Below are 14698 nucleotides of genomic sequence, written 5' to 3'. Positions count from 1 at the left end.
TGTCATCCAGTCGTTTCACCTCAGTGACGTCTCTGTCCTAAAAGAGATAAAACAGGCGCTTAGTTGTCAGCGCCACGTGTAACTGCCCGTCGCACGAAAATCCGAACAATTTTGTTCGGATTTTTAAGTAGATTGCCAGCAATTCTGATGTTTAGCAATATATCTATCGCTACGGAAAATACACTTCGCTAGTTTTAGCATTTACAATTTAGATTGTAGATTTGAGCGAATCCCCATAAAATGAACTTCCCCTAACTATTATTCACGTATAATGAAATAAGTAATGTAGAGTATATATTGCCTCTTCAATTACAGATACTTAATGTTTTAAAATTAAAGTTTCAACTGCTATTCTTGATATATACATAAAAATATTGGGGGAATTTAGAAAATGAAATTCATAATAGATGAAGAGAAAATGGTGTTTGAAAATAATCAATATGTAACTGAAATGCTTATTAAAGGAAAGGGAGAAGGGCAAGATGGAGGAGAACCTAGACTTCGTTGTGCAGTTGAAATTAATCTTCGTGTTAAAGAGACCCAAAATGAATTAAACCTAAAGGCAAATATATACTGGGATACAAAATACCCTAAAACACATCCGATTTTTACAGGTGGAAGCTTAGTTGAGTTTATAGAAAACCAAAATCACAGTTATGAAGAATTCAAGAAATACTGGGATAAAGTTAAACGACTTTCATCCAACGTATTTACAGATGATGAAATTCTTGAATATCAAAAAATGATGCAAATACGATAATTCATTTTATAGATCAAACTTTATACTGTATGTTGCATGGTTAAAGAAGGTGACGCTAATGTTGCACCTTCTTTTTATTTTGATTCATGTTGGGTTAGCGAGGTTAATTTATAAAATATTTAATAAATAACTTGTTGTATTTTTTTAATATATAATGTAATATATAATTTACATATGCAATATATATATTGCTCTAAGTAAAGGTGAAGTTATGAAAAATAATGTTAAAATCATACGGATAACACAGTCGATAACTCAACAACAGTTAGCTAAGAGGGTTGGTGTGACTAGACAGACAATTGGACTAATTGAAAAAGGGGAATATAACCCTAGTCTTCAACTTTGTATTGCAATTGCAAAGGAGTTAAATAAAACATTAAATGATCTATTTTGGGAGGTGAAGTAATCATGAAGTCATGGATATCTTTTTTATTGCCGAATGATGAGTATAAGAAAAAAAGAATGTTATATTTTTTTTCTGAGGGTTCGATTATTCTTCTACTTACCCTTGTAGGAATGAGTATCCTTAACAATTATATTGATATAAAGACAGAGGTTTCTCTATTGCTTGCTATTGCTATATTCTTATCTTACATCTCAGGTAGATATATAATTTCTGGTATGGAATATACAGATGTCGTAACCGAGGGAGCTTATAGAAAAGAACTAAAGCATATTTTTGTAAGAACTGGTGGTTTTGCAAGTATTTTTATGCTGTTATATCTTGTTGTGACTGGTATACCTAACAGCCAAAGTGAATGGATTGAAATAATTGCCTTGTTACTCAGCGTGAGTTTGTTATGGTTTATTACTAGTTATATTTCTTTAAAACGCTCCTATAAAAAGAATAAGGAATTGTTGTAAACAAAAAAGGGGGATTCATCTGGTCACTTTTTGAAATCTATTTACGGTAGTATTGAAGTATATTAGCTTTAACTCACTTAAAAACTGTGCTATAGCAAATAAAATGATAACAAAATAAAATCATTATATTCGTTAAAGGAGTTGCTAAATATTAAACCCACTATATTTATTTTAGGTACAGATCATTTTTCTGGTCACGATAACGGAGATATGTTTCAATCCGAAAAGCAAGATATGTTATCAAATAGAAAGCAAAATGAAATAAAAGAGGTCATTGCCTGCTTAAAGAAATTTGAACCAACAAAAGTTGCTTTAGAATATCCACAAGAATTACAAAGTGATTTAAATGAACGGTATGTTTCTTATTTAAATAAGGATTATACATTAACTATAAACGAATTCGACCAAATAGGATTGCGCTTAGCAAAAGAGTGCAAACACAATCAAGTTTATGCAGTTGATTGGAATAAAGACCAAAAGGATATTCCTGATATGAGTAAATGGAAAGACACCGATTTATTTAAAGAAGTTACAAAAATTGGAGAAGACTTATTATACGCTACAAATACATATAAACAAAACCATTCACTAAAAGATTTTTTACTTTGGCTAAATCAAACTCCTAATATATTAAAAAACCAGGAAATATATATGAAGCTAGCTCTAGTAGGAAATGAGAATAACCCAGATGGTGCAACGTGGACTGCAAAATATTGGTATTATCGTAATATGTTAATCTACAAAAACTTGGTTAATTTGATTGATAATAAAGAAGAACGTATTTTTGTTTTATATGGTTTTGGTCATCTTCATTTACTTTTACAATTTTTGCGAGAAAGTGGAATTTTTGATGTAAAAGTAGCCAGTGATTATTTATCATAGAAGATTATTTGTCTTAATACAAAAATTAAGAGGCTAGGATAGAACTAAAAAGTCATTACCAAAAGTGAACAATTTGCTAGCTTAGTGAAGTATATTTCCGCAGCGATGATTTTTACCAAAGATAACATTGTTCTGGTTTGTGCTTTTTTGAATTCCTTTTATCCTAGCCTCTAGTAAATGATATTTAAGCTAGAGAACTCTTATAAATCTTTCTCCACTGCCACCAGCGATTCGTGGACGATGTCAATCATTTCTTGTACTTGTTCTTTTGTAATAACAAAAGGTGGAGCGAATGCAAGGGTATCCTGCCCATCGTAAACTACGGCTCTACCAATCATTCCACGCTTGAAGCATTCACTCACTACCTTTGGTGCAATTGGTTCCTCGGTCCCAGCATCAAGCCCAACTGCTCCTAATAAACCTAACCCACGATAGTCTTTTACTGAATCATGCTCTTGTTTTAGCATTTCAAAACCACGTAATAATTCTTCTCCCATTTCCCGTACATGTTCTACTAAGCCTTCACGCTCGATAATTTCAATATTTTTCAATGCTACTGCACAGCTAACAGGGTGACCACTATACGTGTAACCGTGCATGAACATCCCATCTCCTGACAAATCAATTAATTCCTTATACAGTCTTTCAGTCAGGACCATCCCACCAAGTGGAGCATACCCACTGGTAATTCCCTTTGCAATACACATAATATCAGGAACAATATTAAAATGATCTGAACCGAACGTCTTACCTGTGCGACCAAATCCAGTTATTACTTCATCCATAATAAAAATAATGTTGTTTTCCTTACAAATCTGTTGTACTTCTTGAAAATACCCATCTGGAGGGAGATTAACCCCACCAGAGCCTTGCACCGGTTCTGTAATAAATGCTGCAATTGTTTCGGCACCTTCTTCATCGATAAACGCTCTTAATGCATCTGCTGAACTATCTACATGGTGAAAATCAGGTGCGATCGATGTTGTAAAATCGTGAAATGGCTTTAACCCTGTTGCACTTGTAGATCCCATCGCAACACCGTGATACGACTTCTTTCTAGAAACAATTTTCTTCTTTTCTGGTTGACCTTTTAATTTCCAATAATGTCTTACCGTTTTAAAGGCTGTATCATTGGCCTCTGATCCCCCTGAAGTAAAGAATGTTGTATTTAGATCACCAGGCGTCATTTCAGCCACCTTTTGAGCTAATCGAATAACTGGTTCATGGCTCCATGTTGCAAATGTGGAAGCAAAACCTAATTTCCCCATTTGCTCTGCAGCAACCTCTCCTAATTCTTTTCTACCGTGACCAATATTTACATTCCATAAAGAAGACAAACTATCAATCAATTTATTTCCTTGTATATCTTTTAAATAAATCCCTTCCCCTTCCGTAAAAATAAATGCTGGACCATTTTCTTGATGTTGTTTAATCGATGATGTTGGATGTAGAAAATGCGCCTTATCTAAATCTACTAGTTCCTCGTATTTTTTCTGCAAATCTTTCATCATAGCTGTTTCCATGAAAATCTCCCCCTATCGTTTCAAATTAAATTGGATTACCTTTGGCTCCGTCATTTCTTGTATCGCAAATTTCACACCCTCACGACCTAATCCAGACCCCTTCACTCCACCAAAAGGCATTCCATCAATTCGGTAATCACTACTATCATTAATCATTAATCCACCAACATCTAATCTTCTTGCTGCTTCAAAAGCGTTGTCTACATTATTCGTAAAAATTCCTGCCTGCAACCCAAATTCAACAGCATTCGATCGTTGGATTGCATCCTCTAAGTTTTTCACAGGATAAAGAAGGACGACTGGACCAAAAATTTCTTGATGTGCAATTGTTGCGTTATTTGGCACCTTTTCAAGCACTGTCGGTGAATAGAACGCACCATTTCGCTTTCCTCCTGCTAACAAATTTGCGCCTTTCTTTAAGGCATCCTCTACCCAGTTCTCCACTCGAATTGCTTCTTGTTCATTAATGAGTGGACCCATATCCGTTGTCTCCAGTTGTTTATTACCAGTTTTATAGAGTTTTGATTTTGCAATGAAATGATTACGAAAGGCATCATACACATTTTCCTCAATATAAATTCGTTGAACACCAATACAATTTTGCCCAGCTGCTGAAAAGGCTCCTGGAACACACGCTTCTGCAGCTTCCTCTATACAAGCATCTTCTAGCACTATAACTGGTGAATTGGACCCTAATTCCATGCTAATCTTCTTTAATCCTGCTTTATGGGCGATGTCTTTACCTGTGTCTAACCCACCCGTAAATGACACCATTCTTACAGCCGGATGAGTTACTAATACATCCCCTATTTCTGACCCGCTACCAGTTATAACGGATACTACTTTTTTAGGTAGACCAGCTGCTTCAAACGCTTCCGCCAAAAGAAGTGCACTAAGTGGTGTTTGTGTTGATGGTTTAACGATAATTGCATTTCCTGAAGCCACAGCAGGACCTATTTTATGAGCAACTAAATTTAACGGATCATTAAATGGCGTTATCGCGCCAATAATTCCGATTGGAAAACGATAGTAATACCCTAAGCGATTTTCATGACCTGGCATTTGGTCAAATGGAATCGTTTCCCCGTTGATACGCCTCGCCTCTTCAGCAGATATTCGTAACGTTTCTATACAACGTGCAACTTCTCCCCTTGCTTCACGAATTGTTTTACTACCTTCCCTAGCAATTGTTGTCGCATAAATCCCCCTATGTTCTTCTACATAATCTGCTGCAAGATGAATGATTCGTATCCGTTCATGAACTGGCATCTTCGCAGCAACTCTTGCCCCTTCCTTTGCTTCATCAATAGCAAAAAGCATATCCTTAACTGTTGCGCGTGGAACCGTGTTAATGACAGTTTGATCTTGTGGGTCAAACACAGAAATCGTTTGTTCCCGATCTACCCATTTCCCACCGATTAACATCTTCTTCCCAAGTACTTTTGTTGTCATGTTCTCACACCTTTCTTTATAGTCGTAATTACAATTCCCCCTTTGCTCGTGCTGTTAAAAACCGTCGTGCTGTCTCTGCTAGAATCGCCGCCCCAATTGGTAAACAACGTTCATCTATCGTAAAGTTTGGAGTATGCAAATCCCTTTCTTCTCCATCCTCTAATGCACACCCTAGAAAAAATAATGCCCCTGGGATTTTTTCGGTCATATGTCCAAAATCTTCTCCACCAAGCCCAAATGGTTCCCAATGAATCGTTACTCCTGTATCTCGGACAACTGATTCAATAAGCTGATTAATTCGTTTGTCATTGTTTAAAGCAGGCTCCCCTTTTTCTAGGTGAAATTCATACTCTCCCCCAAATGTCTCAGCCAGTAAAAATACTTTTTCAATTTCTAATGCCAACTTTTCTCTTATTTCTGGTGTATACGTTCGTAGCGTTCCACCTATTTGTATCTCATTAGGCATAATGTTGTTCGCAGTACCTAAAGTGATTTCTCCTATACTAGCTACAGCCGTATCTAATGGAGATATTCTCCTACCAACTACTCCATAAAACGCCTGCAAGATTGCACCTAGTATCCAAACGGGGTCCGTTCCCATATGTGGATAGCCACCATGGCCTCCTTTTGCGTAAATCTTTGCTTTAAAATTATCAACATTAGCCATGCTATAGCCATCATTCATCTGAATCGTTCCAACAGGTTGCCATGGACAAACGTGTAAAGCAACAATGCTTTCTACGTCATCAAGTACTCCCTCTCGAATCATATATGGAGCCCCCGTTAATCCATCTTCATCAGCTGCTTCTTCAGCTGGTTGAAAAATACATTTAACCGTTCCTGTAATTGCCCCTTTAGAAAATTCTTCTGCTAAAATGTGCACTGCACCAAGCAACATGGCCACATGGGCATCGTGACCACACGCATGCATGACTCCTTTATTTTTGGATGCAAAAGAAAATGTGTTTTCTTCCTGAATGGGTAAGGCATCCATATCTGCTCGTAACGCAAACGTTGGACCAGTTCCAGACGATAGCGTTGCAACGATCCCGTTCCCTCCACCAATATTTTTTTCAATAGTGACATTGTCGAGTTTTTCAAGAATACTAATGATAAAGTTTGCCGTCTCTACCTCTTGAAAACTAAGTTCAGGATATTGATGTAAATGTCTTCGCCAAGCAATCAATTTCTCCTCATATCCTTTTGCAATTTCAATGAAAGATTTCTCTCTTGTTGTCATCATTCATCACCCAAGTTGTGCCGTCTTCGTTAATCGGTTGTACGCATATAATGCAATGGCAGTATCTTGCCCACCAGTACCTGTCAGATCGGCTACCGTTATATCCTTTTCACTGGTACGGATGGGCGTTTTATTTGAGGTTAAATCACCTAATTCAACAATTGAATCGCGTTCAGAAAACAACCCTTCTTCTATTGCAGAACGTAATTCTCCCAGTCTACTAACTTGTTTTTTCACATCAGCCACATAATGGTCTGCCACTTTCAGAATTGATGCTTCCAATTCCTGTTTGTGTTCAGCATCTGACCCCATCGCCGTAATATGCAACCCTGGATGCAACCATTCTCTTTTAATCACAGGTTCGGTTGCAGGAGTAGTCGTCACCACAATGTCACTATCACAAACAACTTGTTTAGGGGTATCTGCTATATATACATTGACACCAAGCGATTCTTCCATCTCCTCTTTAAATTCCAAGACTCTTTTTTCAGTTGGTCCATAAACGAGTACATGTTGGAAAGATCGAACTTCTCGTAATGCTTTCAATTGATATCTCGCTTGTGCGCCTGCACCAATCACACCAACCGTTGTTATCGACTCATTTGCCATGTATTTTGCTGCGACTGCTCCAGCTGCTGCCGTTCGTACATCTGTTAAATATCCATTATCTAATAGAAGTGCTTTCGGTTCGCCAGTTACTGCACTAATCAGCATCATTAATCCATTTGCACTCGGTAATCCAAGCTTATAATTATTAAAAAATCCTGATGATACCTTTAAAGCAAATAGCTCATGCCCTGGAATATAGGCTGTTTTTACATCTACTTCCCCATTATTCTCAGGAATATCGACACGCATAATAGGTGGCATTTCTACCGGCTTTGTTGCTAAATCAGTAAAAGCATCCTCAACAACAGCAATCGTTTCTCGGTTGATGGTGACTTGTTGTTTGATTTCCTCTTCTTTAAAAATAAGCACCGTTAAACCTCCTTTACTTAACTAATGACAGGCTCTTCAAAATCAAAATCACCTTTGACAATTAATTCACGAGTGTAGTTCGTTAACACTTCCACTCCCTGGTCCGTAACTCGGAAGGATTCACTAATCTCGATGCCATAATTCTCAAACCATAAAGCCGGAATTAAGTGGAATGTCATATTTGGTTTTAAGATCGTTTTATCCCCTTTTCGAATGCTAGCTGTATGCTCGCCCCAATCAGGTGGATAGCTTAATCCCATGGAATATCCGAGACGTGCTTCCTTTTCAATTCCATGTTTGGATATCACCTTTCTCCATGCTGCTTCAATATCCTCACATGTGTTTCCAGGCTTCACAGCATCTAACGCATGATTTAGACCTTCCACTACAACCTTCGATAAATCCGTAACCTTCTCCGATGGCTTTCCTAATGAAACTGTTCTTGCAAGTGGGGCATGATACCGTTTAAAGCATCCAGCAATTTCGATGATTACCATGTCATTATCTTTAAACGGCTGATCAGACCATGTTAAATGTGGTGCTGATGTGTTTTCCCCTGTTGGCATTAGTGGGACGATAGCTGGATAATCACCGCCATATTCACTTGTACCGGTTATTAAGTCATAATAAATCGATGCGATGGCATCACATTGTCTTGCCCCAACATGGATAGAATTCACCGCTGTCTGCATCGCTTTTTCTACGATCGTTGCAGCCTTTTTCATATAGTCAATTTCCATTTCTGATTTGATAATCCGTACATAATTGACTAATAAACTACCATCTTTAAATGTTGCATCTGGTAGCTTTGCTTTTAATCGCTCATAGGCTAACGCAGTAAAATAATAGGATTCCAGCTCAACACCTATCTTTCGTTTTGCCTGCCCGATTTGTGTTAGAAAATCAGCAATAAAGTCCATCGGGTGCCTTGTCTGTGATTGCACATATTCATCAGGGTAAGGAATGATGTTGTTATGATCGAGCCACACCGTCGCTTTTGCTCCATTGGCGTCCTGGTATCTTCCAATCCAAAGTGGTTCATCTTCATCAATAATGACAGCCACCATTTGGTCTACGTAAAATGACCATCCATCATAACCAGTAAGATAATTCATGTTGGAAGGATTGGTGACTAGCAGTACCTCAATTCCCTTTTCCTCCATGCTCTTTTTAACCTTAGCAATCCGACTCTGATACTCTTGATATTCATCATGACTAAATAACACGGCATTTCCTCCTTTTCTTTTTAGGGCCTCTCCACCCCTGTTATTTCTTAAGCTACATATAGGTGAATAAGTTACCATCATTATATGTAGGAACAACGAGACAAAGCATTCGCTATATTGTAAGAACTTTACCGAATGGGCTTTATACAATTTGTATAAAAGCGCTTACAGAAGAAAAAACAAGCAACTGGATGCTTGTTGGTGGTTTGATATTAATATGCGATTTTAGGGGGATTAGGGATTGAGGATTCATCGTTTTTTTGTAGTGGGCTCTGGTTCCTTTATTTTATATAAATCTACCTTTTTGATGTGGTTCGTGGGCCCTCTTTCCGTTATTGCTTCAAATCTAGTAATTTTTGATTACAAATTGGGGAATAACGGAACCAGTAACCTTCTGGACGTATTTTTATGGGGTTTTTCGTTGATTAACGGAATGAGGATTCATCGGTATTGTAAGGTGGGCTCTGGTTCCGTTATCTTACATAAATCCCCTCCATCCGAATCATGTTTTCAACACACCAGTTAACCAAACTTTAATACTAAAGTTTAATAGAAAGACATCATCTGGATTGACGAGTGACAAGTTCGTTAATGTTTCAATTTTTCTTAATCGGTATAATAAAGATTGACGGTGGAGGTTGAGAATTCTTGCTGCTCTACTTACATTACTGTTTTGATTCACGTAAACGATAAAGGTTTCGATTAGATCGGCATCTCGTTTCTTATCATATTGCACTAAAGGGTGAATCGTGGACAGTACAATTTCCTGAATTTCATCATTTTGGGCTAAGTTTAACAACAGTCGATTTAATCTCGTATCTTCAAAATTCACGCGCTGACCGATTCCCTTTTGCTGTCTTCCCATCTCTAATGCGGATTTGGCCTTTTTATAACTATCATGAAAATGCATTACTCCATCCTCATGCATGCCAATTCCCCAAGAAAAAATTACCCCTGGAATGAGCGCATTCAACCTTTTTTCTACTAAATCTAGAAAATAATGAATGGAATTCGGCTCATTTGTATCATCGGTTTCTAAGAACACTATCAGTTGATCATCATCGAATGTGAATGCCACCTGACGATCCACAACTTTACCTGCATATCGAATTTCCTCTTCAATATAATAAATAAGACTTTTTAGCCCGTACTGACTATGGTCGTATCGATCTTCCGATAACTCATCAATATTTTCCGAATACCCAATCATACAAATATATGGCAAAAGCAAATTATAGCCAAACAACTTTGCACGTGTATGAAGGGTTTCATCGTAATAATTCGGTGTTTTCGCCAAATTCCAGATAAAATCATTTCGTAACCGATTTTCCGTTTTTACAATAGCATCCTCCCGGGAAATCCAAAGAGCTGCAGCTGCAGATAGATATTCCAATATATGAAGCACATTGCTCGTGATATCGGTATTAGCTGGAAATAAAACAATGAAACTCCCCTGACTAACTCCGCCTGCGGAAATTTCCTTCTTCAACAATTTTCGACCATCATGTTGAATGCGTTGCATATGATGAGAGAGAGGCTCATCGACGGATACTCCATCTTTTTCTTCTAATTCATCCCATAACCGAATCATTTCTTTAGGGTCTGACCCACCAGCAGTAATTCTCCCTTTATCATCTGTAAAAACGATGGACCATCCTAATTTCGCCTCCACATATTTTACAATTGTTGATAAATCTTTTCCTTGTACGACTAGATCAATTAGTCGCTTCTGAATCATTCGAGATTGTTTGGAAACATCTTCTTGCCATTCATTAATTTTATTCATCGTCTGCTGCTGAATATCGGCAAAACGAATTTCCCACGGTAATTCGATTAGAATAAAATTCTTCTCTTCTGCAAATGACATTACCTCATTTGGAATTTCAAAAATATATCTCCCTGTAGCAATTCCTAAGGCAGATGCTCCAGATTCTTGAACATCACGGACAAAAGATAATAGTTTCGTAGGATTATTCTCACATCCCATACCCATCGTTAAAACAAATTCTTTTTCTCGGACAAAATTTTCAACCGTTCCTTCAATAGCAGATACCCATTCAACTGAATAGTTTTTTAGCTGGTCTTTTCCTGTGATTACTTTCGCTGGTTTTAAGATTGGCAGATTAACTACTTCCTCCACAGATAAATTCATCGTTACCCTCCCCCCGTACAACTACAAAAATCGCTTTTGTAAAATCCTGGCTATAACTGGCATATCTACATTATTTCCAGTAATAATCGTTGCAATTTGTTTCCCTTTCGTTTGTAACTTGCCACTTAGAATTGCAGCCACTCCAGTTGCTGCTGCACCTTCAGCAACTAACTGGTGATGTTCTAACAAAAATGCCATGCCATCCGCTATCTCCTCTTCTGATACATGGATCATATCATCGAGTAAATCACGTACCATTTGAAAAGTATATTGGTTATCTAACCCTATACCTCCTAATAAGCTATCTGCCAAAGTATCCTCTTCCGGCAGCACAACTGGTTGACCTGCTACTAAACTTTCGGCCATCACGGCTGCATTTTCCATCGACACACCCACAACACGAATGTCAGGTTGATAGGATTTAAGTGCAAGTGCTATTCCTGAAAATAACCCCCCTCCAGATAAAGGGATTAGAATTGTATCGATTGTGGGGAGGTCCTCCATTATTTCTATTCCAATTGTTCCTTGACCGGCAATTACATGTTGGTCATCAAATGGCTTTATGACCGTTAACCCTTGTTCTTTTTCCAATTGATAGCAAAATTCTTCGGCATCATCTTGACTGTCCCCTACTCTTTCGATGATGGCACCATACTGTTTCATGGCGTTAACTTTAGCAACTGGGACTCGATTCGATATACAAATAACAGCCTTCATACCTAGTTGTTTGGCAATCCAAGCTACGGCTAAACCATGGTTTCCAGTAGAGAATGTTGTAACTCCTGCTTTTCTTTTTTCTGGTGATAAACTGAGAATTTTGTTGGCAGCCCCTCTGACTTTGAAGGCACCAGTTTCGTGAAGTGTTTCTAGCTTAAGGTGGACATTTGCTTGTTGTATCTGTGACAACTTTGGTGAGGTAATAAGTGGTGTTGGTTGAACAATGGATTTGATTCGTTTTCGTGCTTCCCACACATCTTGGATTGTTACAGTTTGTTTCCGTGTACTGGGATTCATAGGCTAACCCCCAATAATATATTCTTTCTTTTATTCTATTACTTTTTCCTTTAAATTTTAACTGAATTTTACATCTTTTCTGAGTAATATTTGGATTTCACCTAAAATATAGCAAAAGACTGCTTCCTCAAACGAAAGCAGTCTTAACTATTAAAACTTTAAAAAGGGGGGGTATCTATTTATACGAATCACTCGAAAAATGGTTTCAGGATTTCTTTATAACCGTTATTTTACCGAAGAAACGTATTTTCTCATAATGGAGGCTTTGCATTCGATAAATGGCTGACTAATTCCTTGCACTGGCTTACTAGATAGTAAGAATACAATGGCTACTGAAATTGCAGCTAGACCTAGTAAATCGAATATACCATTTACATAAAACAACTCCTCTTTACGGAAGTATTGGACAATAAATCCATGTAGCAAATAGACATATAATGTTCGTTGACCAAGTTTCGTCCATTGGAATTGTTTCAAAGGAATCCACGCTAAAACACTAATCGCCATCAGTGATGATGTAGCATAGACAAGAAATCTTGCTAATCCACCATACTCTGGTAACCCTAAGTCACCATAAGATTTTGATGCTAATAACCAACCAGTATTTAACTCGGGAGCAAGATATATCGCAACCGCAACAACTACCATCGTCATAACAGATATAATTTTAACACTTTTACGTTTGAGCCAAAAAACATGATCTTTCGTTACCCAGTACCCAATTAAGAAAAATGGGAAAAACACGAATGTACGAGAGAGGCTAAATTGATGGCCTATCTCTCCAAAATACCCAACGACTATCCCTATAACAACAGACAGAGCGATTCCGATTGGTGCTGGGATTCGTTTGAAAATCGATAATAAAAGGTGCCAGCAAAATAAACTTAACAAGAACCACAATGACCAATGCGGATAAAAGACATCTGCTTGAAAGCCTGATTTGCCTATTAAAAAATAATAACTCGTATAGATCAATTGAAAGATTATATAGGGAACTAGTAATTTTTTTGCTAGCTTTACAATATATTCCTTATTTCCTGATCCTTTTGCAAAAAATCCAGCCAAGAAAATAAATGCTGGCATATGGAACGTATAAATCCACATATATAAAGTGTTGACCCCTGGTGAATCTATGGTAAATGGTTGAATCACATGACCAAATACGACAAGAAAGATTAGTAGTAATTTCGCATTGTCAAAGTAAGCTTCTCTTTCCATTTCTCCCTCTCCCTTGTGCATTGTTTTCCTATCGTATTACCTTTTTACCCGTTCATCAATAGGAAAAAGCGCATTATGGAGAGGTTTAATCAACATGTTAGTAGCATGAAAATTAACACTAAAATATGAAACTAGCATGTAATATTTGTAATGTGAGAAATGGAAAATCGTTCCTTATTTCTTTCGTACAGGAATCCACACTTCACTATATGCATAGTCTTTTTTGTGTTGGTCCATTTTAGTAAACGAAAATGAAGGTGCTTGGATGACTTCATAATCAGATGAAGGCAGCCATTCTGAATAAGTTTTCGCCATCGTTTCTTGTAATGTAGATGGAAATGGTCCTTCATTTGGGAAAATCGCCCACGTACAAGCTTCGACTGGTACGACATCTAATTGATTGCTTACAACATTTTTCGTCGTTAATACACCAATTAAGTGCGTTAAGCCACCTTCTTCTTTTAAGAAATTAGCATCAGCATCATAAGAAGCATTAACAACTTCAAACGGTTCGATGTTTTGTAGAGAGTGCATTTCTTCCCTCTGTTCTTGTGTAATGCTCTTCGCAAGGTTTACAATCTCATTATTAACCCCTTCAAATTGCATTGGAACACGTTTACTTACACCGACTAAATTAAACTTTGGTTTATCTTCAATTCTAAATTCCATAGCTGTTCCTCCTTTAACAGTTATTACGAATGAAAGTTTGGGAAAGGTTTTGCTAATCCCCTTTTTAATCACATCTGATGGTAAAAAGCCACTCCATTTTTTGAATGCTCTAGTAAAGCCGTCTACTGATTGATAGCCATATTTAAAGGCGATATCTGTTACTTTTTCGCCATTCAATAACTCCTTGTTTGCTTCAGATAGTTTTCTGTTTTTTATATACTCATTTAGCGTTATTCCAGCAAGGTAAAAAAATATTTTTCTAAAATGGTAGTCGGAAACTCCTGCGTAATCCGATATCATTTCTAGAGATAAATCATCTGTTAAATGGTCTTCTATATAATCAATTACTTGGTTTAATTCTTTAAGCAAAACATATCCCTCCTTTCATGAGTTCATAATAACAAAGCAGCTATCGTAATACTCGACATTTTTAACATAAAAAATATCGATAAAAAAGTTGGAAATTAATTTTTATAATCCAAATTAAAAAATAATAAGCAGTTGTTCAGAAGGTTAATTATTTCTGGTTTAAAAATCCTACGTAACTGCTTAGTTGATTTACGCTACGGGCAGTCGCTTTCACTTCCAGCACAAGGGCGACATCTGTTCAATTGTCCTTCGGTGAATTTCACAGTGTCTTCTTTGCCGCGGGCACGGCCTCAGCCAGGCGACTACTTGAATAAACTTCTTTGCTGCCTTGTACCGAGGAATTGACTTCTT

The 14698-nt window shown here is 37.3% G+C and carries 13 protein-coding genes; 4 read left to right on the top strand and 9 right to left on the bottom strand.

The genetic code is table 11. The annotated features are described in order from the left end of the window. Positions 1 to 391 precede the first annotated feature (391 nt). The 4 genes from BUB12_RS15750 (at position 392) to BUB12_RS15735 (ending at position 2506) form a co-directional block, all read left to right on the top strand. Positions 392 to 760 (top strand): hypothetical protein, encoded by a 369-nt coding sequence (locus BUB12_RS15750; protein WP_072891864.1) that lies wholly within the window; start codon positions 392 to 394, stop codon positions 758 to 760. 211 nt (positions 761 to 971) lie between these two features. Further along, entirely contained in the window at positions 972 to 1166 is a 195-nt protein-coding gene (locus BUB12_RS15745) for a helix-turn-helix transcriptional regulator (RefSeq protein ID WP_072891863.1), read from the top strand. A 2-nt stretch (positions 1167 to 1168) separates the two neighbouring features. Continuing rightward, positions 1169 to 1624: a hypothetical protein gene (locus BUB12_RS15740; RefSeq protein ID WP_084063381.1), complete on the top strand. Its 456-nt coding sequence runs from the start codon at positions 1169 to 1171 to the stop codon at positions 1622 to 1624. Positions 1625 to 1765: 141 nt separating this feature from the next. Further along, on the top strand, positions 1766 to 2506 hold the full coding sequence (locus BUB12_RS15735; RefSeq protein WP_159431590.1) for a DUF5694 domain-containing protein: 741 nt from the start codon (positions 1766 to 1768) through the stop codon (positions 2504 to 2506). 200 nt (positions 2507 to 2706) lie between these two features. On the opposite strand, the gene BUB12_RS15730 is transcribed toward BUB12_RS15735, so the two are convergent. The 9 genes from BUB12_RS15730 to BUB12_RS15690 form a co-directional block, all read right to left on the bottom strand. Beyond that, positions 2707 to 4029, bottom strand: coding sequence for an aminotransferase family protein (locus BUB12_RS15730; protein WP_084063380.1), 1323 nt, complete (start codon positions 4027 to 4029; stop codon positions 2707 to 2709). 12 nt (positions 4030 to 4041) lie between these two features. Further along, complete coding sequence (locus tag BUB12_RS15725) at positions 4042 to 5481, bottom strand: aldehyde dehydrogenase family protein (protein WP_072891861.1); 1440 nt, start codon at positions 5479 to 5481, stop codon at positions 4042 to 4044. Positions 5482 to 5509: 28 nt separating this feature from the next. Further along, complete coding sequence (locus BUB12_RS15720; RefSeq protein WP_072891860.1) at positions 5510 to 6721, bottom strand: M20 metallopeptidase family protein; 1212 nt, start codon at positions 6719 to 6721, stop codon at positions 5510 to 5512. A gap of 6 nt (positions 6722 to 6727) precedes the next feature. Continuing rightward, positions 6728 to 7699 carry a cyclodeaminase gene (locus BUB12_RS15715; protein WP_072891859.1) on the bottom strand — a complete coding sequence of 324 codons (972 nt, stop codon included), beginning with the start codon at positions 7697 to 7699 and terminating at the stop codon, positions 6728 to 6730. 17 nt (positions 7700 to 7716) lie between these two features. After that, complete coding sequence (locus BUB12_RS15710) at positions 7717 to 8925, bottom strand: M24 family metallopeptidase (RefSeq protein WP_072891858.1); 1209 nt, start codon at positions 8923 to 8925, stop codon at positions 7717 to 7719. Between the two features lie 502 nt (positions 8926 to 9427). After that, entirely contained in the window at positions 9428 to 11077 is a 1650-nt protein-coding gene (locus tag BUB12_RS15705; protein WP_072891857.1) for a PucR family transcriptional regulator, read from the bottom strand. Between the two features lie 21 nt (positions 11078 to 11098). Beyond that, entirely contained in the window at positions 11099 to 12091 is a 993-nt protein-coding gene (eutB, locus tag BUB12_RS15700; RefSeq protein ID WP_072891856.1) for a hydroxyectoine utilization dehydratase EutB, read from the bottom strand. Between the two features lie 225 nt (positions 12092 to 12316). Then, entirely contained in the window at positions 12317 to 13309 is a 993-nt protein-coding gene (locus BUB12_RS15695) for an acyltransferase family protein (RefSeq protein ID WP_072891855.1), read from the bottom strand. A 174-nt stretch (positions 13310 to 13483) separates the two neighbouring features. Continuing rightward, positions 13484 to 14347, bottom strand: coding sequence for an AraC family transcriptional regulator (locus BUB12_RS15690; protein WP_072891854.1), 864 nt, complete (start codon positions 14345 to 14347; stop codon positions 13484 to 13486). Positions 14348 to 14698 lie beyond the last annotated feature (351 nt).

Source organism: Ornithinibacillus halophilus (genome assembly GCF_900129485.1).
Classification (GTDB): Bacteria; Bacillota; Bacilli; order Bacillales; family Amphibacillaceae; genus Ornithinibacillus; species Ornithinibacillus halophilus.
This window is presented reverse-complemented; position numbering and strand designations above follow the sequence as displayed.

Coding starts and splice junctions, on each gene's coding strand:
- BUB12_RS15705 (WP_072891857.1), bottom strand. CDS start 11,077: ATGAATTTATCTGTGGAGGAAGTAGTTAATCTGCCAATCTTAAAACCA.
- BUB12_RS15720 (WP_072891860.1), bottom strand. CDS start 6,721: ATGACAACAAGAGAGAAATCTTTCATTGAAATTGCAAAAGGATATGAG.
- BUB12_RS15730 (WP_084063380.1), bottom strand. CDS start 4,029: ATGGAAACAGCTATGATGAAAGATTTGCAGAAAAAATACGAGGAACTA.
- BUB12_RS15725 (WP_072891861.1), bottom strand. CDS start 5,481: ATGACAACAAAAGTACTTGGGAAGAAGATGTTAATCGGTGGGAAATGG.
- eutB (WP_072891856.1), bottom strand. CDS start 12,091: ATGAATCCCAGTACACGGAAACAAACTGTAACAATCCAAGATGTGTGG.
- BUB12_RS15695 (WP_072891855.1), bottom strand. CDS start 13,309: ATGGAAAGAGAAGCTTACTTTGACAATGCGAAATTACTACTAATCTTT.
- BUB12_RS15740 (WP_084063381.1), top strand. CDS start 1,169: ATGAAGTCATGGATATCTTTTTTATTGCCGAATGATGAGTATAAGAAA.
- BUB12_RS15750 (WP_072891864.1), top strand. CDS start 392: ATGAAATTCATAATAGATGAAGAGAAAATGGTGTTTGAAAATAATCAA.
- BUB12_RS15745 (WP_072891863.1), top strand. CDS start 972: ATGAAAAATAATGTTAAAATCATACGGATAACACAGTCGATAACTCAA.